Raw genomic sequence first — 22,041 nt, 5'->3', positions numbered from 1 at the left:
AAAAAAAGAGCCCCTAAAGGGGCTTGGATAGTCAAATGGAGCCGGCGAGGGGATTCGAACCTCCGACCTACTGATTACAAGTCAGTTGCTCTACCAGCTGAGCTACACCGGCATCGGCGCTCCGAAAGAGCGACGCAAAATATTATAGCTGATTTGATTGCCTTGTCAAACCGCGCGCGGCGGCGCTAGGCGTTCGTCTGGCGCGCGACGAGGTTGTCGGCGCGGTACATCTGGCGCAGCTTCGGCTTTTCTATTTTGCCGGTGGGGTTGCGCGGGATGTCGGCGAAGATTATGCGGCGCGGGCGCTTGTAGCGCGGCAGCGCCATGCAGAAGTCTTCGATGTCGGCCTCGGTGCACTGCGCGCCGGGCTTGAGCTCTATTATCGCGGCGGCTATCTCGCCGAGGCGCTTGTCGGGAAGGCCGATGACGGCGGCGTCCTTTATCGCGTTGTTGGCGCGCAGGAAGTCCTCTATCTGGACGGGGTAGATGTTTTCGCCGCCGCTGATGATGACGTCCTTCTTGCGGTCGACGAGGTAGATGAAGCCGTCCTCGTCCTGGCGCGCCATGTCGCCGGTGAGCAGCCAGCCGTTTTTGAGGACGGCGTCGGTCGCCTCCGGGTCGTTGTAGTAGCATTTCATGACGCCGGGGCCTTTGACCGCGAGCTCGCCGACGCTGCCGTCGGTGATCGCGTCGCCCTTCGCGTTCACTATCTTGACGCGCCAGCCGTAGCCGGGGACGCCTATCGCGCCGACCTTGTCGATGTTGCCGATGCCGAGGTGGACGCAGCCGGGGCCGATGGATTCCGAGAGGCCGTAGTTCGTGTCGTACTTGTGGCGCGGGAAGACGCGGCGCCATCTCGATATGAGGCTCGGCGGCACGGGCTGCGCGCCGATGTGCATGAGCCGCCACTGCGAGAGCTCGTAGTCTTCGAGGTTGATTCTGCCGTCGTCTATCGCGTCGAGGATGTCCTGCACCCACGGCACGAGCAGCCATACGATGGTGCATTTTTCGTTGGATACGGTCTCGATTATCGTCTTGGGGTCTGTGCCTTTGAGCAGGATGCCTTTGCTGCCCGATATGAGGCTCCCGAACCAGTGCATCTTAGCGCCGGTGTGGTAGAGCGGCGGTATGCAGAGGAAGACGTCGTCGTGCGTCTGCCCGTGGTGGGCCTGCTCGACCTTCGCGGCGTGCATGAGCGCGCGGTGCGTGTGGAGTATCGCCTTCGGGAAGCCCGTCGTTCCGGAGGAGAAGTATATCGCCGCGTCGTCGTCGTCGGAGAGCAGTATGCGCGGCGGGTAACTGGAGAGGTTCGCCGCGAGGTGCATGTAGTTTTCCGCGAAGCGCGGGCAGCCGTCGCCGATGAAGAAGCGCAGCTTGACGCGCGGTATCTGGTCGCAGATGTCTTCGACGCGGCCGATGAACTCGGGGCCGAAGAAGAGCGCGTCGACGTCGGCGAGCTCGAGGCAGTATTTAATCTCCTCCGCGGTGTAGCGGAAGTTGAGCGGCACGGCGAGCGCGCCTGTCTTGAGTATTCCGAAGTAGAGCGGCAGCCATTCGAGGCTGTTCATCATGAGGATGGCGACCTTGTCGCCCTTTTTGATGCCGCGCGAGAGCAGCAGGTTCGCGCAGCGGTTGGCCTTCTCGTCGAAGACGCCCCACGTTATTTCGCGGCGGTAGCTCTCCGTCGGGCTGGATTCTATAAGTTCATATTCTTTCCACGTGACGCGGCGTATTTCTTTGACTTCGGGGTTGATCTCGACCAGCGCCGTTTCGTGGCAGAATTCGTGCGCGTTCCTCTCAAGCAGGTCGGTAATAGGCATTTCTGTTCTCCTCCTAAAAGTTTTCTTGTTCTTCTTTTTCTGGAGCGGCGGCAATAAAAAAGCCCGCCCTCCCTAATCAGAGGACGGGCTTGGATTCCCGTGGTACCACCTCAGTTTGGCGCTCCCTCGCGGGACGCGCCCTCGTCGGGTACGGGCCGGAGCCGGATACCCTGTCCGCTTTTACGGGCGGACCCGTCGCAGCCTACTGAAATTCCGTGATTCGTTCGGTGCGCCGCTCTTGGAATGTATTTCGGCCCGTCCCTCCGCCGCCTTACACCGACCGGCGGCTCTCTGCGGGAGCGGATGCGGACTTACTTCTTTCCCGTCATTGCGTTTGGCCTATATCACCGGATGATATTCTTGCGCGTAATGGGCGGAATGTCAAGTGCGGCGCGCGGGCGAAAACTGTGCGGGATTTTAAAATTCAAAGGGTTCTCTGAGGTTGTGGCGGCGGATGATTTCGTCTTCAAGGCGGAAGTATGCGTCCATGTCTTCCGGCTGCGCCGGGATTCCCTTTTCCCAGTACATACCGCCGTAATATAGGCTCATTGCCCAGAAGTACGGATACTCGTGGCTGAAGAGGCAGGCTGACATCGCGTCGGCGATGGGCTCTGCGAGGTGCGAGCCGTCCACTAATTTTGAGGCTTCCGCATACGAGGCGCCGGCGTAGTGGACGAGCAGATGTTTTATAAGCTCGCAGAAGCTGTGTTGGTTTACCGTGACTTTTCCTTCGTTGTTTTCGAGAACGACGCCGTCTTTCAGCATGGGTTCATACGAAAAAGCCCCGCCTCTGCGCGAGGCGGGGCGGGGCGTGCTTTACAGCTTGTATATATCGTCCTGAGCGACGATTTTGATGTTGTGCTTTTCGAGGAGCTTCACGGCGTCGTCGATGGATTTGTCCGCGACGCGGAAGACCATGTATGCGCCCTTGTCGGTGCGCGTCGTGAAGGCGTAGGTGTATTCTATGTTGACGGAGCCTTCGCGCATCGCTTCGAGCATCTCGTAGAGGGCGCCGGGCTGGTCGGAGACGGCGACGGCGAGGACCGGCGTGACGGAAGATATGAAGTGCGCCTCTGCAAGCACCTGCTGCGTCTTGTCGGGGTCGTCGACTATGACGCGCGCAATGCCGAAGTCGGAGGCTTCCGCGAGCGAAAGCGCCCTCATGTCTATGCCGTGCCCGCGAAGAACTTCGACGAATTCGGCGAGCTTGCCGGGCTTGTTCTCAAGAAAGACGGAAATCTGTTTGATTGTCATCTCTTTTTCCCCCTTCATGATTTTGTTCCTCCTTTATTATATTCAAAAAAGTCCCTGTTGTGTCCCGTCGGTTATATTTTGCGCTTGTCGATGAGGCGGACGGCCTTGCCTTCGCTGCGCGGGATGCTCTTCGGCGCGACGAGGTGGACTCTCGTGTATATGCCGAGGAAGCCCTTGAGCGCGTTGACGAGTTCTTTCTCGCGCGCGGTGATTTCGCCGAGGTTGTCGCTGAACATGTCGGGGTTCATCTCGACGTTGATGTCGAGCGTGTCGGAGTTGTTGACGCGGTCGACGACGAGCTGGTAGTTCGGCGAGTAGCCGTGCTCGATGAGGACGGTTTCGACCTGCGACGGGAAGACGTTGACGCCCTTGATGATGAGCATGTCGTCGCTGCGGCCCATCGGCTTGGACATGCGGACGTGGGTGCGGCCGCAGGAGCATTTCTCATGCGAGAGGACGCAGATGTCGCGCGTGCGGTAGCGCACCATCGGGAAGGCCTGCTTGTTGAGCGAGGTGAAGACGAGCTCGCCCTTCTCTCCGTCGGGAAGGACTTCGCCGGTGTTCGGGTCTATTATTTCCGCGATGAACTGGTCCTCGCAGATGTGCATTCCGCGCTGCTCGCAGCACTCGTAGCTGACGCCCGGGCCTTCGAGCTCGGTGAGGCCGTAGATGTCGTAGGCTTTGATGCGGAGGTTCTTCTCGATGTCGCGGCGCATCTCTTCGCTCCACGCTTCCGCGCCGAAGATTCCGGCCTTGAGCTTGATGGTGTCCTGAAGGCCGCGCTCGACTATCGTCTCGCCGATGTAGGCGGCGTATGAGGGCGTGCAGCAGAGTATCGTCGAGCCGAGGTCCTGCATGAACTGTATCTGGCGGTCGGTCGAGCCGGAGGACATGGGCAGCGTCAGCGAGCCGAGCTTATGCGAGCCGCCGTTGAGTCCCGGGCCGCCGGTGAAGAGGCCGTAGCCGTAGCAGACCTGGACGACGTCGTCGGGGGTTCCGCCCGCGGCGACTATCGCGCGCGCGCAGGTCGCGTCCCAGAGGTCGATGTCGTGCTGCGTATAGAAGGCTATGACGCGGCGTCCCGTCGTGCCGCTCGTGGACTGGATGCGGACGCAGTCGTGCAGCGGCATGCAGAGGAGGCCGTAGGGATAGGCTTCGCGGAGGTCGTCTTTGCAGATGAAGGGCAGCTTTGTGATGTCGGCGAGGCTCTTGATGTCCTCGGGCTTCACGCCGTGGTCGTCCATCTTTTTGCGGTAGTAGGCGGAGTTTTCGTAGGCGTGCTTGACCGTGCGGATAAGTCCCTCGGTCTGCCATTTCGTGATCTGTTCGCGCGACGCGCACTCGATCTCGGGCTGGAAGTAGTTCTGCTTTTCCATTTTTCTCTCAATTCCTTCCGTGAATATTTTGTTAAAGTTATAAAAAAAGCAGGCCCCGCATCAAACTGCGAGCCCTGCTTCTACGACAAATACGCGGAGTGCGATTCCGAAGGTGCTGTGTTCAGAATCAAGCCGATTTCGCGCAGATCCCGTGAAGAGGACCCGCGCCGGTAAAGGAGAACCGCGTGACATGAATATCGTCAAGCCTCTTATGCATTTCTGTCATGTCCGTGCCTCCCTTTGCCGTTCAAGCGGCTGCATCATCAAACGCGGAAAATTTTAGTTACAAAATTTTGCGTTGTCAAGCCCGCGCCGCGCGAATGCGTATTTTACGCGGCGCCGCACGTTCACGCGCGCTTCGGCGCGAAGGCGTCGACGGCCTCTTCAGTCGTCTCGAATCTGAACTCCGCCTCCGGCAGCAGGCGGCCCACCGCGGCGAAGCGCCCGCGCCCGAAAGCGGCCTGCGCCTTCATGTCGCTCGCCGTGTCGCCGAAGAATACCGGCGACGACGCGCCGATGCGTTCGCAGAGGATTTCAAGCCCCTTCGGCGACGGCTTCTCTATGCCGTGGTCGTAGTGGATTATGCGGTCGTCCGGGAAATCTTCCCAGCCGAGGCTCTTCTTCGCCAGCTCCCACTCGTAGGCGTTACGCCCCGAATATATTGCAACGGGCAGGCCAAGCTCGTCCCAGCGGCGCGACAGCGCGGGCTTCTCCAGCTTGTAGAGGCCGCGCTCCGGGTCGCCGTAGAGCTCCGCGCACATCGCGCGGCTCTCGCTCCGCGGCACTAGGCCGCCGTACTTGCCGAGCACCCATTCGACGAGCGGCGCGCGAAAGTCCGCGAGCTCCTCCGTAAGCCGCTCCGGCGACGGCAGCGCGTGCGAAAGCAGCTTTTCGCCGCTCGCCGCGGTCATGGAGAGCAGCGTCCACGCGAGGTCGTAGTCGTCGTTGAAGCTGCCGTGGCGCTTCATCACCCACTCGTGCTCCGGGCCGTAGCCCGCGCAGTCCGTCACGCCGCCGCAGAATTTCTCCCAGCCGTCCGCGACGCAGCGCCGTATGACCTCGGGGAAGGATTTCGTAACGTCGAGAAGCACCCCGTCGATGTCGAAGATCAGCGCGTCGGCCTTGAATTCGTCTTTCATGTTTATTCCTCCGTCGTCGTTTGCAAAAATGACAAACCCGTGATATTATAAGGCCCGTGATGAAAATCATCAAGCTAGCACTTTAACAGAGCAAAGCTTGAAGGAGGATGGGAAAATGAAGACGCTGTACAAATTTTCGGCTTCTGCAAAACGCACGGAGGAGCGCCGGCTCCACGTTTCCCGCCATCATCACACGCCGCGACATTGCGGGCCATGCGCCGCCGCCTCCCGCTAGGGACGCGCTGGCACAGCATGGCGAAAGCTTTTCTTTTACGATAATTTCACAGTTTCTTAATATTTCCTGAAAACGCCGCAGCGCCGCGCGCCATATCAGCGCGCCGCGATTTTTGCGGCGGGGTGCGCCGGAGCCCTCCGGCGCGCGAACGAAACGGGGAGAGATAAAATGACGGACTGCGGCGAAGCGCGCCGCCTCCGCCGCGCCATGCGTCCCGCGCCGCGCTCAGCGCGCTTCGGACGCGCCGCGGCGCTCGGCGGGACGATATTCGGAAGCCATCGCGGCTTCGCGAATCCGCGCGGAATTTAGGCGCCGCCGCCGGAGCTGCGGCGGGCGGATGAAACGTAAAACTTTTGAAAAATCTGAGAAAGGTGATAGATATGTTCGGTAAAAAGATAATTCCATGCGTGAAGGTAATAAACGGAAAAACGGCGGAAGGTCCGGTCTACTGCGGAAAGCGCGGCGCAGGCGACCCCGTCGGGTGCGCTGCGGCCTACGCGCGCGCTGGCGCGGACGGCGTGATGTTCCTCGACGTTTCGGCGCGCGGCGAAGGCGTCGCGGAGGTCGTGCGCCGCGCGGCGGCGGAGCTCGTCGTCCCAATCGCGGCGGGATGCGCGGGAAGCCCGCGCGAGCTGCGCGAGCTGCGCGAAGCGGGGGCCGACGGCGTCGTGCTCGGCGACGCGGCGGTGCGCAACCCCGGCCTCGTGCGCGAGGCGGCGGCGGTGTTCGGCCGCGGCGGCGTCACCGTCGCGATATGCGCGCAGCAGCGCGGCGAGGGCTACTGGGAGGTCTGCACCGAGGGCGGCGCGAAGGCCGAGCGCATGGACGCCTACGGCTGGGCGCTCGCGGCCGAATGGCTCGGCGCGGGCGAGCTGCTGCTCGTCAGCATGGAGCGCGGCGGGCGCGTCAAGCCCTGCGACGCGGACTTCGTGAAGCTCATCGCCCCCGCCGTCGGCGTGCCCGTAGCCTCCGCCTGCGGAGCCGCCGACTGCCGCGAGCTCTACGGCCTGCTCTCGTGCGGCATGGCCTCGTCGGTCGTCTCCTCGACGCTCTTCCGCCGCAGCGAGACCTCGATACTGACGCTCAAACGCTTCCTCAGCACGATGGGGCTGAGCGTGAACGGCGCGGAAGAGCTGCTCTGCGGCGACGTTTCAGCCGACGCGCCGGAGCTCCGCCTCTGCGCCGAGGCGTAAAAAATCGTCCTTACAACGCTTTCGGGGCCGCCGTCCTTTGCGGGCGCGCGGCCTTTTGTATGCCCGCGCGCGAAAGGGTGCGCCTTTGTAATATAATTGTCGCATGACGATTTTTTTCGGAGGGGGCGGAATTTTATGACGAAGCGCACGCTTTGCCTGCTTGCCGCCGCCGCGGCGCTTCTCTGCTTCGCGGCGCTTTTCGTCTCGCGCCCGGGCGGCGGCGCAGAGCCCCCCGTCTCCGAGAATTTCCGCCTCGGCACCTTCGTCCGCCTCTCTCTCTACGACTGCGGGAACGCGGACGAAGAGCTTGCGAAGGGCGACGAGCTTATAAAATCCCTTGAAAACCTCTTTTCCGTCAACATTCCTACGTCGGACGTCGCACTCCTGAACGCGGCGGGCGGCGCGTGGACGCGCATAGACGCGCGGACGGCGGAGCTGCTCGAGACCTCGCTCGCGCTCGCGGAGCTGACGGGCGGCGCTTTCAGCCCCGCGCTCGGCGGCGTGACGGCGCTGTGGAGGATAGGCACGCCCGAGGCGCGCGTGCCGTCGGACGGCGAGATAGCCGAAGTGCTGAAATATACCGACTATTCGAAGATAGAGCTGCGCGTCGAAGACGGCGCGCATTTCGCGCGTCTGCCGCGCGGCATGAGGCTCGACCTCGGCGCGATAGCGAAGGGTTACGTCGCCGACGCGCTGAAGTCGCGCTTCGCCGCGGACGGCGTGCGCCGCGCGATGATAGACCTCGGCGGCAATCTCGACTTCGTGGGCGAGTCGCCGCGCGGCGGGCCGTGGCGCGCGGGGCTTCAGCAGCCGGACAGGCCGCGCGGAGAGTATTTCGGCATAATCGAGGCCGAGGATGTCTCCGTCGTCACCTCCGGCCCCTACGAGCGCTATTTTGAAAAGGACGGCGTGCGGTATCATCATATAATCGACCCCGCGACGGGCCGCCCCGCGCGCTCGGGGCTGTCGTCGGTCACGGTCGTTGACGCGAACTCCGCGCGCGCCGACGCGCTCTGCACGGCGCTCTTCGTCATGGGCTCGCGCCGCGCGCCGGAATTTCTCGAACGCCGCGGCGACGTCATGGCGGTCCTCGTGACGGACGACAAAAGAGTCTTAATCACTCCATCGGCTGAAAAGATATTCCGCCTCACGGACGAGAGCCTCGCGCTCTCCGTCATAGGAGCGGGCGAATGAAGCGGCTCGACCGCGCCGCGGCGCTCGCGACGGCCGCGGGGCTCGCGCTCTGCGCGCTTCTCGCCTTCGTCAATAAGGACGCGCTCGATTCGCCGGAGGTTGAAATCGTCGTAAACGGCGAGGTCGTCGAGCGCCTTTCGCTCGCGGGCGAGCCGCGCGACATAACGGTACGTGCGGGCGGCGGCTTCAACGTCGTGCGCGTCGGGGAGGGGCGCGCCGCCGTCGTCTCCGCGGACTGCCCCGACCGGACATGCGTGAAAAACGGCGAAATTTCTCGCCCCGGCGAGGGCTCCGTCTGCCTGCCGCACAAACTCGTCGTCCGCGTGACGGGCGGCCGCGGCGGGGAAGTGGACGCGGTGAGCCGCTGATGAAAACGCGCCGCCTAGTCCTCACCGCCCTGCTGACCGCCTGCGCGCTCGCCGTAAATCTCGCCGAGAGCGCGCTTCCGATGCCCGCGCCCGGAATCAAGCTCGGCGCGGCGAACGTATTCTCGCTCGCGGCGCTCGTCCTCATGGGCGCGCGCGAGGCCTTCGCCGTCACGCTGCTGCGCGTCTCGCTCGCGTGGCTTGCGACGGGAAACGTCTTCGCGCTCTTCTGCGGCCTCGCGGGGGGCCTCGCCGCGACCGCCGCCATGACGCTTATGTATAAACGCTGGCGCGGCGCGCTCTCGCTGCCGTGGGTCAGCGTCGCGGGCGCGTGGGCCTTCAACATAGGGCAGGTCGCCGTCGTCTCGTTCATAGTCGGAGACCCGCGCGTCGGCCTCTACATACTGCCGCTCTTCGCCGCCGGCAGCGCGGCGGGCTGGGCCGTCGGCTGGCTCGCCGGTAAAATCTGCGCGCGGCTCGGAAACGGCGGCTTATAAGAAAGGATTTGAAAAAATGAAAATCTCGATAGACCCGAAAATCCTCGAAAGCTTCCCTGACGCGAAAATCGGCTGGCTGCGCGCGGGCGTCGCAAACGCGGGCGGCGCAGCGCACGTGCGCGCGCTCAAGGCGGGCCTCGAAGCGCGGCTCAACGACATAGGAATATCCGCCGACACGATGATGATGCACCCCGACGTGCGCCGCTGGCGCGAGGTCTACTCCGCGATGGGCGTCAAGCCGAGCAAATACCGTTCGTCGCTCGAAGCGCTGCTGCGCCGCATCTTCAAGGGCGACCTCTGGGAGGTCTCGCCCGTCGTAGACTGCTACGACTGCGTCTCCGCGCTCAGCCTTCTGCCGATGGGCGCGCACGACATGGAAAAGCTGCGCGGCGGCCTCACGCTGCGCTATGCGAAACCCGGCGAAAAATTCTACCCGCTCGGCGCTGGCGACTCAGTCGTAGAATGCGCGGAACGCCACGTCGTCTACGCCGACGGCGAAAAAGTCTGCTGCTGGCTCTGGAACTACCGCGACACGCGCGACGCGAGCGTGGACGCGGAGACGAAAGAGGCGCTTTTCCTAGTCGACTGCGCCTTCGAGACAGAGTGGCGCTCCGTCGAAGAGGGGCTTTCGGCGCTCGCCGCCGAGCTGTCCGCGATAGGCTGCACGGTGCGCAAAAGCGGCGTCGTCAGCGCCGCCGCGCCCGAGGCGGAGACGGAATAATGGCGAACACAGGCTGCTGCGGAATGGACTGCGACGGCTGCGAGGCGCGCCGCGCGACCGTCCGCCGCGACAACGAAGCGCTCGCCAAAATCGCCGCGCACCTCGAAAGCGCGGGGCAGGGCTCCTTCATCCTCCCCTCGCGGCTGCGCTGCACCGGCTGCCTCGCGCCCGGCGTCAAAAGCGTAAACTGCGCCGAATGCGCGATACGCGAGTGCGCGCTCGAAAACCAGATCCCGCACTGCGGCTTCTGCCCCGAGTTCCCCTGCGAGCTCGGCTCCGCCGTCTGGGAAGCCGTGCCGGAATATAAGCATAATCTGGAAGTGCTGAGGAGCAGGTAAAAAACGCTCCGAAACGGCGCTATTCAGCCTGCTCTCCGACGTCAAAGAGTATGCGCATATAGTCGCGACGCCCGTGCAGTATGCGGTCGATATAGACGCAGCCGCCGAAGCTTCGGTAAAAGAGTGTGTAGCCGCGCACTGCGATAAAGCGGTAATCGCTTTCCATGTCCGTGACGGCGCGCAGCGGCGTTCCCATGTTCGGAAAATCTTCAAGCTTTTCCGCCGCGTCGAGAATGCCGCCTATAACGTTCCTCGCCGCGGCGGGGCTGCAAAGCTCGCCCGCGATGTATTCGTTTATCTCCTCAAGGTCCGCCGCCGCGGCCGGCGAGTAGAGAAGCTTATATTTCATCTTCGGCGCGGAGGAGGCGCGCCCTGACAGCCTCGGGCGAAAGCCAGCCTTTTTCCTCTCCCGAGCTCCTGCCCTTCGCCAGCTCGTTCATCAGCGCGGCTGCCGCGTTCGCCTTCTCGTAGTCGCTTATGTCCAATATCGCGTAGCGTCCGCGCCCGTTTTTTGTGAGGAACACCGGCGAACCGGCGGAGACCTCGCGCAGGACTTCGGAGTAGTTGCGCAGGTCGGATATAGGCTTGATGTTCGGCATGAGAGATTCCCCCTTCCGTTCCTGCGTCAAGCATATAGTCTTTTGCTGTAAAATTCAACATAAAATTTTACAGCAAAGCGCGCGGCGCTGCGCGGAGACGAAAATCGCGGCGCTTGCGCGCCGCGACGCTCGGGTCAGTTTTTTACGAACTTCTTGACGTATCGTTCGAGCAGGTAGCAGACCTGCGAGTTGAGGAAGGAGACCGCGGCGGGCTCGCCGTCGTTTTTGGCTACGTAGACGGCGGAGCCCTCTTTTACTATCAGGTCGATGGTCGAGAAGGGCATCGAGGCGCGGCGAAGGACGCGGTAGTTCGCGCGCTCGAAGGCGAGGCGGTCTAGCGCCGCCATGTGCGCGGCGTATTCATCGGGCGTGTACGAGGCGGAGAAGCCCGCCTCCCAGGGCAGCGCGAGCTGCGCCTCGCCGGAGTCTATCTCCCGCTGCGTAAGCTGCGGAAATATCTCCGTGACGCCGACGTGCGATAGCGAGTCGAGGAAAACGGCGCGGCGCGTTTCGTATCGGCGCTTCAGCAGCTCGAAGCATTCGCGCGAGGGCGCGACGCGCGCGAATATGCGCTCCGCGAGATTTTCCGGCATCGACTCCATCGTAGGGCGGCGCGTGAGCTTTATCACGTCGCCGTCCGCGCCGCGGCAGTTCTCGGCGGCGGAGTAGAGCCTCTCCGTGTCCTCTTTTCTGAAAAATGTGACGAGCGGCTTCGAGTAGGCGGCGAGCCCCTCGACCTGCTCGCGGACGAATGCCGCCTCCTCGCCGCTCTCGGAGAAGAAGGCGCGCGGGCGCACGGAGCCGCCGCGCAGCGTCGAGAAGCGCACGGAGCAGTTTCCCGCCGCGCCCATGAATTCGCTGAAGAGCGAGCGGTTCGGCCTCGTCAGGTAGCGCGCCTCGACCTTGCCCGTGAGGAAGAGCGGCAGCCACGTCTCTATCATTTCAAAAATTTCGTCGGCGTCGAAGCCGATGTTGTGGACGCTCGTTATTTTATGTCCGCGCTCCATCATGCCGCGCATCAGCTCCGCGCAGGCTTCCGCGAAACGCGGCTCGCGCGAGAACCAGCTGAGGTACGAGGTGTAGACGTAGACGTCGCGCGGCCTGCCGTCGCCGCCCGCCTCTCGCGCGAACTCGCCGACCGCGGCGAGCAGCCCCTCCGCGCCGGAGTAGACGCGCCCGCCAGTCTCGACGCCGCCTTCTGCTGCGGGCGCGGCCTCGCGCGCGGGAGCCGCGGCAGAATCCGCGCCTTCGAGCAGGCCGCGCGAGAGCCACGGCCTTTTTGCGGAATCCTCGCATATCCATTCCAGAAGCCGCGCCGCGAGCGCCTCGCACTCGCCGCAGCCGCCGTCCGAGGCGTTCAGCTCTCCGGCGAGGGCTTCCGGCACGCCGCGCGATTTGCATAGTACGGCGAAGTATGAGCAGAAGCTGCGCAGTATCGGGTCGTCGCTGCGGACGCTGCGTTTGCCGCTGCGGTAGCGAGAGACGGACGAGCCGTCGAGGTTCGCGTAGCGCGCGAGCTCGGCGTTCGATGTGCCGAAGGAGTCCATGAGCAGCGCGAGCTTCGCGGCTATGCCGACGCGCGCCGCGGGCGCGTGCGTCTCCTGCGGCTTCTTCTCGCGCAGTCCGGAATCGGGCGCGTTGAGCCACCGCTCGACCGCGTCCGCGGTTTTTTCGTCCGCGCGCGCACCGGCCGCCTCGCGCAGCGCGTTCAGCTCCCTGCCGCCGGGCGCGAGCGCAGCCGCGGCGCGTGACAGCCGCGTCACGGCCCCGCCGCCGCGGAAGGGCGAGTTCTTCGCCGAAAGATAGCGGCAGACGCACGACGGGGCGAGCCCGGCCTCCCTCGCGAGCGCCGTCCCCGTGACGGAGATTATTTCTTTTATCAAGGCAAGTTTTTCGTGAAAAAGCATCGCGGCATCCTCCTGTGCGAAACAATTATCACGTGAACGCGCTGAAAAAACAACGCGGAATTGCGTGCTTCGCGCCAAACGGCAGTGCCGCGCCGCGTGTCCGCGCAATCGCGCAAGCTCCGGGCCGCGGCGCAAAAAAACGGGAAGCGCATCCGTGTCTCCCGTTCTTCTCCGTTTTTGCAACGCTTCCGCCGATTTACTCGCCGCGCCGTTCCTTCGCGCCCGCGGAATCGCCGAGCGTGCGGCGGAAGGCGCTCATAGATTTCTCGACGGCTTCGTCGAGGCCGTCCGTTTTGCCGGAGCAGAATATTTCGAGTATCTTTCCGTGATTTTCGAGCGCCGTCTCGTCGAGCATCCCGCTGCTCTTGGTCATGTGCGGGCGGCAGAGCTCCATTATCATCACGCCCGTCTTGATGATGAACTCGTTGCCCGTCGCCTCGAGAATCGCGAGATGGAAATCGCGGTCGAACTCCTCCGCGCCCGGGAGCGACTCGCGCTGCGCGCGGCTCAGCCCCTCGAACGCCTCCCGCGCGCGCCGCTTCAGCTCCTCCGTCGCGCGCGAGGCGGCGAGGCGGATGTAGGCGCGGTCGAAGAACAGGCGGAATTCGTAAAGCTCGTCGGCGCTCGTGCGCAGCAACATCATGTCGAGCAGCAGCGGGCGCAGAATCTGCGGCCCGACGGAGCGGCGCAGGTACGTCCCGCGCCCCTGCGCGGTCTCTACGACGCCCAGGACCTGCAGCATCTTCACCGCCTCGCGTATGCTCGACTTGCCGACGCCGTAGCGCTCCGCGAGCTCGCGCTCCGAGGGCAGCGCCTCGCCGGGGCGGAACTCGCCGTCCCTTATCGACTCCTGTATGCTTTCGAGTACGAGCTGTGAAAGAGTCCCTTCTCTTTTCAGCGTCATAGCGACCCCTCCCCGCTGCCGCACGCCGGGGCTCGGCGTTGAGAAATAGATATTTTAGTTACGATAATATGATAGCATATAATAGTAATAAATTGTAAAAAAACGTTCCGCACGCGCGCGGAAAAGGCGGGGACTTTGCGCGCGGCGGCGGAGCGCGGAGCCGCGGCATAAAAAACGCGCCGCGCCCGCGCCGCTCTGCTGCGGCTTGGACGCGGCGCTTTCGCCGTCAGTCTGCGAAACGGCGCAGGCCTTACGACGCGTAGACGACGTACATCTCCGCGCGCTCGCGCTTCCGTTCTATCTCCATGTCGAGGCGCGCGAGCATCCTTTCGCGGTCCTGCGGCAGGCGCCCCTTCGTCCGCACCTCCATGTAGTCGTGCAGCCCGTCGTAGAAATCGACGGGAACGGCCAGCAGCTCCAGAAGCCTTCGCTCCTCGAGCATATTTTCGAGCTCCGTCGCGGGGGTGAAGCGTCCGCTCTCGATGTCCGAAAAGAGCGGCGCGCTGCGGTGGATGAATAGCGACGTGTTGACTATCCTGTGCGGGCCGGTCTCGTTCAGAAAGCGCGCCGTCGCCTCGGCGTTCTCGATTCCGCGCCCCGCGCCCGCCGTGCCGCACATTATGTGCGCGCTGTACATAATCCCGGCCTCCCTGAGACGCGCTATCTGCCCGCGCGCCTCTTCGGAATTGTGGTCCTTCCGCATAAACGCGAGCACGTCCTCAAGGCCGCACTCGATTCCTACGTAGAGCTCGCTCACGCCGTTATCGCGAAGCGCGCGCAGCTCTTCGCCGCTCTTCTCCGAGACGTTCGTCACTGTCGCGTCCATGCTCACGTCGCGGCAATCGGGGAAATATTTGTGAATCAGCGCGAGCACATCGAGCAGCCGCTCCGCGCTCAGGCCGAACGGGTTGCCGTCGCCGAGGAAAATTTTCTTCGGGCTGCCGCCGAGGTTCTTCACGCGCAGAAGCTCCGCCTCGACCTTGTCGAGCGGAAGCTCGCGGAATTTCAGATGCTTGAAGAGCGTGCAGAAGCGGCAGGCGTTATAGGAGCAGCCGACCGCGACCGGCAGCATGAACCTGCCTATCTCCATCGGCGGCTTGCAGATCTGTCCTTCGTAATCCATCGTCAACACCCCTTCCTTATCCCTTTATTGTAGCGGCACGCGCCTCCGCCCGCCAGCGGCGCGGGACGGCAATTTTGAAAAATTTCACAAAAAGCGGCGGCTTCCGAATCCGCGCGCCGCGCCGCGCGCGTTCGGAGGCCGCCGCAGATTCGCCGCGGGCGGAAATTTTACTCCGCGTACACCGATATGCGCTCGTCCGCGTATTTGCCGCTCTCTATCACGTCGAGCATCGCGGAGGCGTAGTCGGCGTAGCTTATGAAGCTCTCGCCCTTCGCGTTCGTCGCGAACTCCTCGCCCGCGAGCTTGTAGCGGCCCGTGCGCTCGCCCTCGGCGCGGAAATCGGCGGCGGGGGATAGGTACGTCCACGTTACGTCGCGGCGTCCGCGCAGCTCGTCGAGCGCCGCGCCCATGTTCGAGGCGAGCGGCTTGTAAACGTCGGGGAAGTTCGGCGCGTCCATCAGCCGCGTCTTATGCTCCGCGTCGAGGTACAGGCTTCCCGCGCCGCCGACGACGTAGAGGCGCGCGGACGAGCCGGCGAGAACGCCGCAGATTTTGCGCAGCGACGTAACATGATGCGGCAGAGCCTCGGGCGTCCACGCGCCGAAGGCGTCTACGACCGCGTCGAAACCTTTCAGGGCGTCCGCCGTGAGGTCGAACAGGTCCTTGATTATCGCGCTCTTCGCCGCGCTGCGGTTCTCACCGCGCACGACCGCCGTCACCTCGTGGCCGCGGCGCGCGGCCTCCTCGACGATAAGCTTGCCCGCTTTTCCGTTGGCGCATATAACTGCAATTTTCATGAGAAATTCCTCCAGGTTTTTCAATTTCGCCGAAGTCCCTTGCGTTCCCCTCGACGCCGTTATAATATGTCCGTAGGGAGAATTTATAAAGTAAGCACAAATTTGTGCCGTAGTAACCTAAACGATACTATTGTGAAGGAGACCGGATAAATTGGATAAAACACTGCCCGCCTGCCCCGTCGAGACGACGCTCTCGCTCATCAGCGACCGCTGGAAGGTTCTGATAATCCGCGACCTGCTCGGCGGGACGAAGCGTTTCGGCGAGCTGCGCAAATCGGTCGGCAGCGTCTCGCAGAAGGTGCTGACCGCGAACCTGCGCTCGATGGAGGAGGACGGCCTGCTGACGCGCCGCGTCTACGCCGAGGTGCCGCCGCGCGTCGAATACACGCTCACAGAGACGGGCATGAGCCTCCGCCCCGTGCTCGACGCGATGCAGTCGTGGGGCGAGAGCTACAAGGAGAAGCGCGCGGGAGGCGAAACGGCGTGAGGTTCGAGCGGCTGACCGATACGCATGACGAGAGATACAACGCGGCGCGCGCGCTGTACGCTGTGAGCTTTCCGTACCACGAGCAGCGCGGCGACGGCGCGCAGGCCGCGGCGCTCGCTAGCGCGGACTACCGCTTCGAGCTGATTTACGACGGCGATGAGTTCGCCGGGCTGATGTTATGCTGGGAGACGGAGGATTTCATCTACGTCGAGCATTTCTGCACCGCGCCGGAAATTCGCGGGCGCGGCATAGGCGCGGCGGCTCTCGCGCTGCTCGCGCAAAGCGGCAAAAAAATAATTCTCGAGATAGACCCGCCGGTTGACGAAATCTCGCGCCGCCGTAAAAATTTCTACGAGCGCGCTGGCTTCGCGGAAAACCCCTTCGCGCACGTCCACCCGCCCTACCACGCGGGCTTCCCGGGCCATCCGCTCGTCGTCATGTCCTGCCCGCGCGCGCTGACGGACGCGGAGTATCGCGCGTTTGACGGTTATTTGAAGGACGTTGTGATGAAAGACGTGAAAATATAAAAAGAGCGGCGGCTTCGCAGGGCCGCCGCTCTTTCGTCTATTTCCCGACCGCGTAAATCAAATCCGCTTCGGCGGTCTTTATGTCGTAGAGCGCCGCCGCCGTTTCGGAGAGCGCGTTTACGAGCGCTACTCGCGAGTCGGATTCTTCGAGCGCCGTGCCTACGTTTTCCTCGTAGCGGCGCACGGCTATGCGGTAGTCCTCGCGCGCCTGCTCCGTCTGGCGAAGCGCGACTTCCAGGCGGCTGCGCGCCGAGGCCAGGTTCTGCTCGGCCTGCACGATCTCCATGCGGACGGCGTTTTTCATGTCCTCGAGCTGGAAGAGCAGCTCCTTCGCCTTGGCCTTGGCCTCGCGCGTCTTTGCGCGCATCTCGCCGCCGTCGTAGAGGTTCCAGTACATTCCTATCGCGGCGACCGCCTCGCCGTCGCCGGGGAAGAAGCTGTCGTCGGCCGCTACGTAGCCCGCCGCGCCGAGAATCTGCGGCAGCGTCCGCCCCTGCGCGGCGCGCGCGAGCTTTTCGGCCTGTTTGCTCAGCAGCGCGTAGGCCTTGAGCTCCGCGCGCGCTTCAAAGGCCTGCGCCGTCCTGTCTCCGCTCGGGACGCGAGGCAGGATTTTCGCGAGCTCCGTGTCTCCGTCCTCCGAGAATAACTTCTGCGCGAATATGTCGGGCGCTTCGAGCTCGGCTTTAATCAGCTCCGTGCCTACCGCGCGGCGCAGCGCAGTCAGCGCGTTGGCCTCGGCGCTCTGCGCGCGTATCAGCGCAAGCTCGGCCTCCGAGACCGCTACGCCGCCGCGCAGCACGTCGTTCTTCGCGACGACTCCGGCCTTGAAGAGCTTCTCCGCGCGCGCGAGATGTTCCTTCGCGAGCGACAGAGCCTCGCGCGCTACGCGCGCCTTGGCCTGCGCGGCGCGCAGCGCGTAGTAGGCGCGGCGGACGGAGTTTTCGACCGCCTGTTCGGTGCGCAGCTCCTGCGCCTGCGCCGCGCCGAGCGCGAGCCGCTCCGCCTCCTTCTGCGCCGTCAGCGAGCCGCCCGCGTATATGACCTGCGACAGCCCTATCGCGGCGGCGTATGTGTTAGAGCCGATTACATTGACGGATGCAGGCAATGTAATCGCGCCGAGGGATACGTTCGGGGTCAGTGTCACGCCGTCCTCCTGCCACAGGCCGCCGAGCCCCGCGAATACGTCCGGCCCGAGTCGCGCGGCGGCGGCCTCGACCTTCGCGCGCGCCGCCTCGGTGCGCTGTTTCGCCGCGGCTATCTGCGGGTTCTCCTCGCCCGCCGCGATAAGCAGCTTCGCGAGCGCCGCGTCCTCTATGTAGTCGATTTCGACGATTGGCGAGGTTTCCGCCGTTCCGGCTCCCGCGCAGGGCGCGCAGGCGAGCGTCAGCGCGGCGAGCGCGGATATAAAAATTTTCATCTTCGGCATTTTTATCATTCCTTTCACGCGCCTACGGCACGAAGCGGCGTTTGAACATCACGACCGAGGCCGTGAACATCACGGCGATGTAGGCCGCGAGCGCGAGCGTGTCGCGCCACACGTATTCGAGGCCGCCGCCCTTGAGGATTATCTGGCGCGAGATATTTATGTAATAGGTTATCGGGAAGCACTCGCCGAGGTAGCGGAAGCCCGCGGGCATCGATTCGAGCGGGAAGACGAAGCCCGAGAGCAGGACGCTCGGCAGTATGATGAATACGGACATCTGGAGCGCCTGCGTCTGGTTCTGCGCGAAGCAGGAAATCATGATGCCGAGCGAGAGGCTGGCGACGACGTAGAAGAAGGTCAGCGCGTAGAAAAGCGTCATGCTCCCGAGGAACGGCATGTTGAATACGAAAATCCCTATGACTATCGAGATGAATATCTGCACGTAGCCGACGATGATATAGGGGATTATCTTCGCGGTCAGCAGCTCCCATATCTTCATCGGCGTCACGAGAAGCTGTTCGAGCGTGCCCTGCTCGCTCTCGCGCACAATCGCCATCGACATCATCGATATGAGCGTCAGCGTCAGCAGCAGCCCCATGATGCCCGGCACGATGTACCACGAGGTTACGAAGTCGGGGTTGTACCAGAGGCGGATGCGCATGTCTATCGCCTGCCCCGGCACGCGGATGCCGAGGCGCGAGAATTTCTCCGCGAGTATCTCCTGCGACTTGAGCATCCCTATCGTCTGCGCCGCCGAGAGCGCCGACGAGGCGCTCAGGTTGTCCGTCGCGTCCACTATGACCTGCACGGAGGTCTGCCGCCCGCCCTGTATGTCGCGCGCATAGTCGGGCGGGAAGACGATGCCGACCTTCGCGCGGCCCGACTCGACGTTCTCGTTGACCTCGCGCACGCTCGCGGCGAACTTTATCACGTCGAAGTAGTTGCTCGCCGTGAGGCTGTTTATCATCTCGCGGCTCTCCTGCGTCCGCGACTGGTCGAAGACGACCGTCTTCAGGTGCTTTATGTCGGTGTTTATCGCGAAGCCGAAAATCAGAAGCTGCGCGAGCGGCATGAACAAAATTATCGCGAGCGTTATCTTGTCGCGCATGACCTGGATGAACTCCTTGACGATCAGCGCGCGCATACGGTCCCAGTTCATTTCTTCGCTTCCTCCTTCGCTGCCTTCGCGTTCGCCGCGGTCGCGCTTCCTAGCCCCGATATGCGCCCCGCGCCGAGGTCGTCGTGCGCGTGCGACTTCACGAGATATACGAAAACGTCCTCCATCGACTGCTCTATGCGCGCGACGCGGCAGCCCTCGAAAATCCCCTCTGCGCGCAGCTCGCGGCCGGCCGGCGCTAAAATATGCACCTTGTCGCCGAAGAAGTACGAGTCGATGAATTCTCCGCCCGCGCCCTCCTGCACCTTCGCGAGCAGCTCCATCGGCGCGGGGCATGAAATTTCGTAAAGCCTGCCGGGCAGCTTCTGCTTCAGGTTGTCGGGCGAGTCGTCTGCGATGAGCCGCCCGTAATATATGAATGCGACCTTGTTGCAGTGCTCGGCCTCGTCCATGAAGTGCGTCGTCACCATCACCGTCGTGCCGTTCGCCGCGAGGTCGTAGATTATCTCCCAGAAGAGCAGGCGCGCCTTCGGGTCTACGCCGCTCGTCGCTTCGTCGAGGAACAGGATTTTCGGCCTGTGCAGTATCGCGCAGCCGAGCGCGAGCCTCTGACGCCAGCCGCCCGAGAGCGAGGCCGTCGGCACGTTTTCGCGCCCCGTCAGCCCCGCGAGCTCCAGCATCTCGCCGATGCGCTTTTTCTTCTCCGCGCCGCGCAGGCCGTAGAGGCCGGAATATAGGTTGAGATTTTCGATGACGGACAATTCGGGGTAGAGCGAGAACTTCTGCGACATGTAGCCGATTTTCTCCTTGAGCTTCTGCCCGTTCGAGGCGAGGTCCATCCCCAGGACGAGGCCGCGCCCCGAGGTCGGAGCCAGCAGGCCGCAGAGCATCCGTATCGTCGTGGACTTCCCAGCGCCGTTAGGGCCGAGGAAGCCGTAGACCTGCCCCTCCTCAATCGACATGTTGATGTCGTCGACGGCGGTGAAGGAGCCGAACTTCTTCGTAAGGTGCTCCGTCTGCACGACTACCGGGGGCATTGCGCCGCGCTCCTTCCCGCGAAGGCCACGAACAAATCTTCGAGCCCCGGCTCGATTTCGCGCATCTCCGGCATTTCCGCGCCGTGTTCGCGGAAGGCCGCCGCCGCGGAATCGCGCGCGCCCTGCGCGTCGTCCGTGACGACGTGGTACTTCGAGCCGAACATATTCGCGTCCACGATGTGCGCGCGCCCCGAGAGCCACGCGCCCGCCTCGCGCGCGCCCGTCGCGAGGCTCATAATCTTGTACGGATAGCGCGAGAGCAGCTCGCCCGTCGTGCCTATGTCCAAAATGCGCCCGCCGTTCAAAAACAGTTTGCGCGTGCAGAGCTCCGCCTCGTCCATGTAGGGCGTGCTGACCGCTATCGTCAGCCCCTCGTGGTTGAACTGGTAGAGCAGCGCCCAGAATTCACGCCGCGCCACGGGGTCTACTCCCGTCGTCGGCTCGTCGAGCAGAAGTATCTCGGGCGTGTTCAGCAGCCCTATCGCGAGGGCGAGCTTCTGCTTCATGCCGCCCGACAAATTTCCCGCGAACCTGTCGCGGAAGCCCCAGAGGCCGACGCGCGACAAGATGAACTTCGCGCGCTCCTCGACAGCCTTTTCCGGCTTGCCGTAGAGCGAGCCGAAAAGCCGTATATTCTCCATGACGCTCATATTCGTGTAAAGGCTGAAAAGCTGCGGCACGTAGCCCGCGCGGACGCGCGCCGCGCGCCTGTCCGCCGAGCCGAGCAGCAGGCATTCGCCCCCGTCGGGGTTGATGATGCCCATCGCCATGCGCATCATCGTCGTCTTGCCCGCGCCGTCCGGCCCGATGAATCCGAAAATTTCGCCGCGCCGTATCTCCAGCTCCACGCCGTCGAGCGCGCGCGCCGCGCCGAAGCTCTTCGTCACGTTATGGTAGGAGAGGACGACCTCCGCCGCCGTCATAATATCGTAACGTCCGCCGGCATTCCGGGCTTTATGACGCCCTCCGTATCCTTTATTGAAACTTTAATCCAGAAGACCATGTTCGCGCGCTCGCTCTGCGTCAGCGACATGCGCGGGTTGTACTCGGCCTGCTGGTTGATTTCCGTCACCGTCGCCTCGAACGCCTTGTTCGGGAACGGGTCCACGAAGACGCTGCATTTAGCGCCGAGCTTGACGAGCGACAGCTGCGTCGAAGGAATGTAGAGCTTTACCCAGCAGTCCGTAAGGTCGCCGAGCGTCGCGACGGGCGCGCCCGCCGCTATCACGTCGCCCTCCTCGTAGTTCTTCGTCAGCACAGTGCCCGCGACCGGCGAATAGAGCGTCTTGTAGCTCACGAGCGTCTTGGCCTTCTCGTATGCGGCCTCGGCGCGCGCTGCGTTCGCCTCCGCTGCGGCTATCTGCTCCGGCCTCGGGCCGTTTTCGAGCAGACGCAGCTGCTCGGCCGCGGCCTTCATGACGTTGTAGGCGGCCTTCGACTGCTCCGACGCGAGCTCCGCGTCGCGCGCCGCTACGACGCCGTCGGCCGCGAGCGCAGCGAAGCGCTCCTCGTCGCGCTTCGCCTGCTCGTACTGAGCGCGCCGCGCCGCGACCTCGGCCCTCGCGCGCGCTATATCCTCTTTACGGAAGCCGCTGCGCAGCTCCGCGAGCTGCGCGCGCGCCGCGGCGAGCGCCTGCTCCGCCATCATCACGTCGTCGTCCGCGCCGTCCATCGAGAGGCGCGCGACGAACTGCCCTTTTTCAATTTTGTCGGACTCCTCAATCGCGAGCTCGAGAATGCGCCCGCCCGCAAGCGGCGCGAGCTGCACCTGCGTCACCTCGACCGTCCCCGACGCGCGCACGTGCGACGTGTCCGGCCTCTCTTTAAGATAAATCGCCGCCGACGTGCCGACTATCAGCAGCGCGGCCGCCGCGGCTAAAATTCCCTTGCCTGTGAAAATTCCGGAAAGCTTCACAACATCGTCCCCCTTTACAGGTACTTACCGTATTATCCTCGCAGCGTATGAAAAAGTCAAAACGCGAAGGCAA

Annotated in this window: 25 protein-coding genes, 1 tRNA gene and 1 other annotated feature; of the genes, 9 read left to right on the top strand and 17 right to left on the bottom strand. The window is 63.5% G+C overall.

Annotation, left to right across the window (positions count from 1 at the left end; translation table 11 throughout):
- Nucleotides 1-36 precede the first annotated feature (36 nt).
- The 6 genes from ABGT66_RS10210 to ABGT66_RS10185 form a co-directional block, all read right to left on the bottom strand.
- Nucleotides 37-112, bottom strand: a tRNA-Thr gene (locus ABGT66_RS10210).
- Between the two features lie 73 nt (nt 113-185).
- Nucleotides 186-1,820: a class I adenylate-forming enzyme family protein gene (locus ABGT66_RS10205; RefSeq protein ID WP_346690498.1), complete on the bottom strand. Its 1,635-nt coding sequence runs from the start codon at nt 1,818-1,820 to the stop codon at nt 186-188.
- 76 nt (nt 1,821-1,896) lie between these two features.
- Nucleotides 1,897-2,158: a binding site (T-box leader), on the bottom strand.
- 79 nt (nt 2,159-2,237) lie between these two features.
- Complete coding sequence (locus ABGT66_RS10200) at nt 2,238-2,585, bottom strand: hypothetical protein (RefSeq protein WP_346690497.1); 348 nt, start codon at nt 2,583-2,585, stop codon at nt 2,238-2,240.
- 51 nt (nt 2,586-2,636) lie between these two features.
- Nucleotides 2,637-3,092: an acetolactate synthase gene (locus ABGT66_RS10195; protein WP_294192510.1), complete on the bottom strand. Its 456-nt coding sequence runs from the start codon at nt 3,090-3,092 to the stop codon at nt 2,637-2,639.
- Nucleotides 3,093-3,145: 53 nt separating this feature from the next.
- A complete protein-coding gene (locus tag ABGT66_RS10190) occupies nt 3,146-4,450 on the bottom strand; it encodes a phenylacetate--CoA ligase (protein ID WP_346690496.1) in 1,305 nt (434 codons plus the stop codon).
- Between the two features lie 347 nt (nt 4,451-4,797).
- Nucleotides 4,798-5,589: an HAD family hydrolase gene (locus ABGT66_RS10185; protein ID WP_346690495.1), complete on the bottom strand. Its 792-nt coding sequence runs from the start codon at nt 5,587-5,589 to the stop codon at nt 4,798-4,800.
- 403 nt (nt 5,590-5,992) lie between these two features.
- Between ABGT66_RS10185 and ABGT66_RS10180 the strand changes: the two genes are divergently transcribed.
- The 7 genes from ABGT66_RS10180 (at nt 5,993) to ABGT66_RS10150 (ending at nt 10,132) form a co-directional block, all read left to right on the top strand.
- Nucleotides 5,993-6,133, top strand: a complete 141-nt coding sequence (locus ABGT66_RS10180) for a hypothetical protein (RefSeq protein ID WP_346690494.1) — start codon at nt 5,993-5,995, stop codon at nt 6,131-6,133.
- Nucleotides 6,134-6,177: 44 nt separating this feature from the next.
- Nucleotides 6,178-7,017, top strand: a complete 840-nt coding sequence (locus tag ABGT66_RS10175) for a HisA/HisF-related TIM barrel protein (protein WP_346690493.1) — start codon at nt 6,178-6,180, stop codon at nt 7,015-7,017.
- A 135-nt stretch (nt 7,018-7,152) separates the two neighbouring features.
- Nucleotides 7,153-8,211 (top strand): FAD:protein FMN transferase, encoded by a 1,059-nt coding sequence (locus ABGT66_RS10170; protein ID WP_346690492.1) that lies wholly within the window; start codon nt 7,153-7,155, stop codon nt 8,209-8,211.
- Entirely contained in the window at nt 8,208-8,579 is a 372-nt protein-coding gene (locus tag ABGT66_RS10165) for a NusG domain II-containing protein (RefSeq protein WP_346690491.1), read from the top strand. The genes ABGT66_RS10170 and ABGT66_RS10165 overlap by 4 nt, the downstream gene beginning before the upstream one ends.
- Entirely contained in the window at nt 8,579-9,073 is a 495-nt protein-coding gene (locus ABGT66_RS10160) for a Gx transporter family protein (protein WP_346690490.1), read from the top strand. Before ABGT66_RS10165 ends, ABGT66_RS10160 begins: the two co-directional genes overlap by 1 nt.
- A gap of 16 nt (nt 9,074-9,089) precedes the next feature.
- Nucleotides 9,090-9,794 carry a phenylalanine--tRNA ligase beta subunit-related protein gene (locus tag ABGT66_RS10155; RefSeq protein WP_346690489.1) on the top strand — a complete coding sequence of 235 codons (705 nt, stop codon included), beginning with the start codon at nt 9,090-9,092 and terminating at the stop codon, nt 9,792-9,794.
- Entirely contained in the window at nt 9,794-10,132 is a 339-nt protein-coding gene (locus ABGT66_RS10150) for a DUF3795 domain-containing protein (protein WP_294192494.1), read from the top strand. Before ABGT66_RS10155 ends, ABGT66_RS10150 begins: the two co-directional genes overlap by 1 nt.
- A gap of 19 nt (nt 10,133-10,151) precedes the next feature.
- On the opposite strand, the gene ABGT66_RS10145 is transcribed toward ABGT66_RS10150, so the two are convergent.
- The 6 genes from ABGT66_RS10145 to ABGT66_RS10120 all read right to left on the bottom strand — a co-directional run bounded on the left by ABGT66_RS10145 (nt 10,152) and on the right by ABGT66_RS10120 (nt 15,462).
- On the bottom strand, nt 10,152-10,481 hold the full coding sequence (locus tag ABGT66_RS10145; protein ID WP_346690488.1) for a type II toxin-antitoxin system RelE/ParE family toxin: 330 nt from the start codon (nt 10,479-10,481) through the stop codon (nt 10,152-10,154).
- Complete coding sequence (locus ABGT66_RS10140) at nt 10,471-10,731, bottom strand: type II toxin-antitoxin system prevent-host-death family antitoxin (protein ID WP_346690487.1); 261 nt, start codon at nt 10,729-10,731, stop codon at nt 10,471-10,473. The genes ABGT66_RS10145 and ABGT66_RS10140 overlap by 11 nt, the downstream gene beginning before the upstream one ends.
- Before the next feature lie 134 nt (nt 10,732-10,865).
- Nucleotides 10,866-12,638: a hypothetical protein gene (locus ABGT66_RS10135; RefSeq protein ID WP_346690486.1), complete on the bottom strand. Its 1,773-nt coding sequence runs from the start codon at nt 12,636-12,638 to the stop codon at nt 10,866-10,868.
- 196 nt (nt 12,639-12,834) lie between these two features.
- Nucleotides 12,835-13,542: a FadR/GntR family transcriptional regulator gene (locus ABGT66_RS10130; protein WP_294192487.1), complete on the bottom strand. Its 708-nt coding sequence runs from the start codon at nt 13,540-13,542 to the stop codon at nt 12,835-12,837.
- A 250-nt stretch (nt 13,543-13,792) separates the two neighbouring features.
- Nucleotides 13,793-14,665 carry a radical SAM protein gene (locus tag ABGT66_RS10125; RefSeq protein ID WP_300264396.1) on the bottom strand — a complete coding sequence of 291 codons (873 nt, stop codon included), beginning with the start codon at nt 14,663-14,665 and terminating at the stop codon, nt 13,793-13,795.
- A gap of 167 nt (nt 14,666-14,832) precedes the next feature.
- On the bottom strand, nt 14,833-15,462 hold the full coding sequence (locus ABGT66_RS10120; RefSeq protein WP_346690485.1) for an NAD(P)-dependent oxidoreductase: 630 nt from the start codon (nt 15,460-15,462) through the stop codon (nt 14,833-14,835).
- Nucleotides 15,463-15,613: 151 nt separating this feature from the next.
- Between ABGT66_RS10120 and ABGT66_RS10115 the strand changes: the two genes are divergently transcribed.
- Nucleotides 15,614-15,949 (top strand): helix-turn-helix domain-containing protein, encoded by a 336-nt coding sequence (locus ABGT66_RS10115; RefSeq protein ID WP_346690484.1) that lies wholly within the window; start codon nt 15,614-15,616, stop codon nt 15,947-15,949.
- Entirely contained in the window at nt 15,946-16,476 is a 531-nt protein-coding gene (locus ABGT66_RS10110) for a GNAT family N-acetyltransferase (protein ID WP_346690483.1), read from the top strand. The genes ABGT66_RS10115 and ABGT66_RS10110 overlap by 4 nt, the downstream gene beginning before the upstream one ends.
- 37 nt (nt 16,477-16,513) lie before the next feature.
- Here ABGT66_RS10110 and ABGT66_RS10105 read toward each other — a convergent pair whose 3' ends face one another.
- Genes ABGT66_RS10105 through ABGT66_RS10085 form a run of 5 tightly spaced genes read right to left on the bottom strand, consistent with a single transcriptional unit; the run spans nt 16,514 to nt 21,968 of the window.
- Complete coding sequence (locus ABGT66_RS10105) at nt 16,514-17,902, bottom strand: TolC family protein (RefSeq protein ID WP_346690482.1); 1,389 nt, start codon at nt 17,900-17,902, stop codon at nt 16,514-16,516.
- Between the two features lie 22 nt (nt 17,903-17,924).
- Nucleotides 17,925-19,058 (bottom strand): ABC transporter permease, encoded by a 1,134-nt coding sequence (locus ABGT66_RS10100; RefSeq protein WP_294192474.1) that lies wholly within the window; start codon nt 19,056-19,058, stop codon nt 17,925-17,927.
- Nucleotides 19,055-20,053 (bottom strand): ABC transporter ATP-binding protein, encoded by a 999-nt coding sequence (locus ABGT66_RS10095; RefSeq protein WP_346690481.1) that lies wholly within the window; start codon nt 20,051-20,053, stop codon nt 19,055-19,057. Before ABGT66_RS10095 ends, ABGT66_RS10100 begins: the two co-directional genes overlap by 4 nt.
- A complete protein-coding gene (locus ABGT66_RS10090; protein ID WP_346690480.1) occupies nt 20,041-20,976 on the bottom strand; it encodes an ABC transporter ATP-binding protein in 936 nt (311 codons plus the stop codon). Before ABGT66_RS10090 ends, ABGT66_RS10095 begins: the two co-directional genes overlap by 13 nt.
- Nucleotides 20,973-21,968 carry an efflux RND transporter periplasmic adaptor subunit gene (locus ABGT66_RS10085; protein ID WP_346690479.1) on the bottom strand — a complete coding sequence of 332 codons (996 nt, stop codon included), beginning with the start codon at nt 21,966-21,968 and terminating at the stop codon, nt 20,973-20,975. Before ABGT66_RS10085 ends, ABGT66_RS10090 begins: the two co-directional genes overlap by 4 nt.
- Between the last annotated feature and the right edge of the window lie 73 nt (nt 21,969-22,041).

The sequence above is a fragment of the uncultured Cloacibacillus sp. genome (assembly GCF_963926575.1).
GTDB classification, from domain to species: Bacteria; Synergistota; Synergistia; order Synergistales; family Synergistaceae; genus Caccocola; species Caccocola faecigallinarum.
The sequence above is the reverse complement of the archived record's forward strand: the minus strand, read 5'-3'. Positions and strand labels throughout refer to the sequence as shown.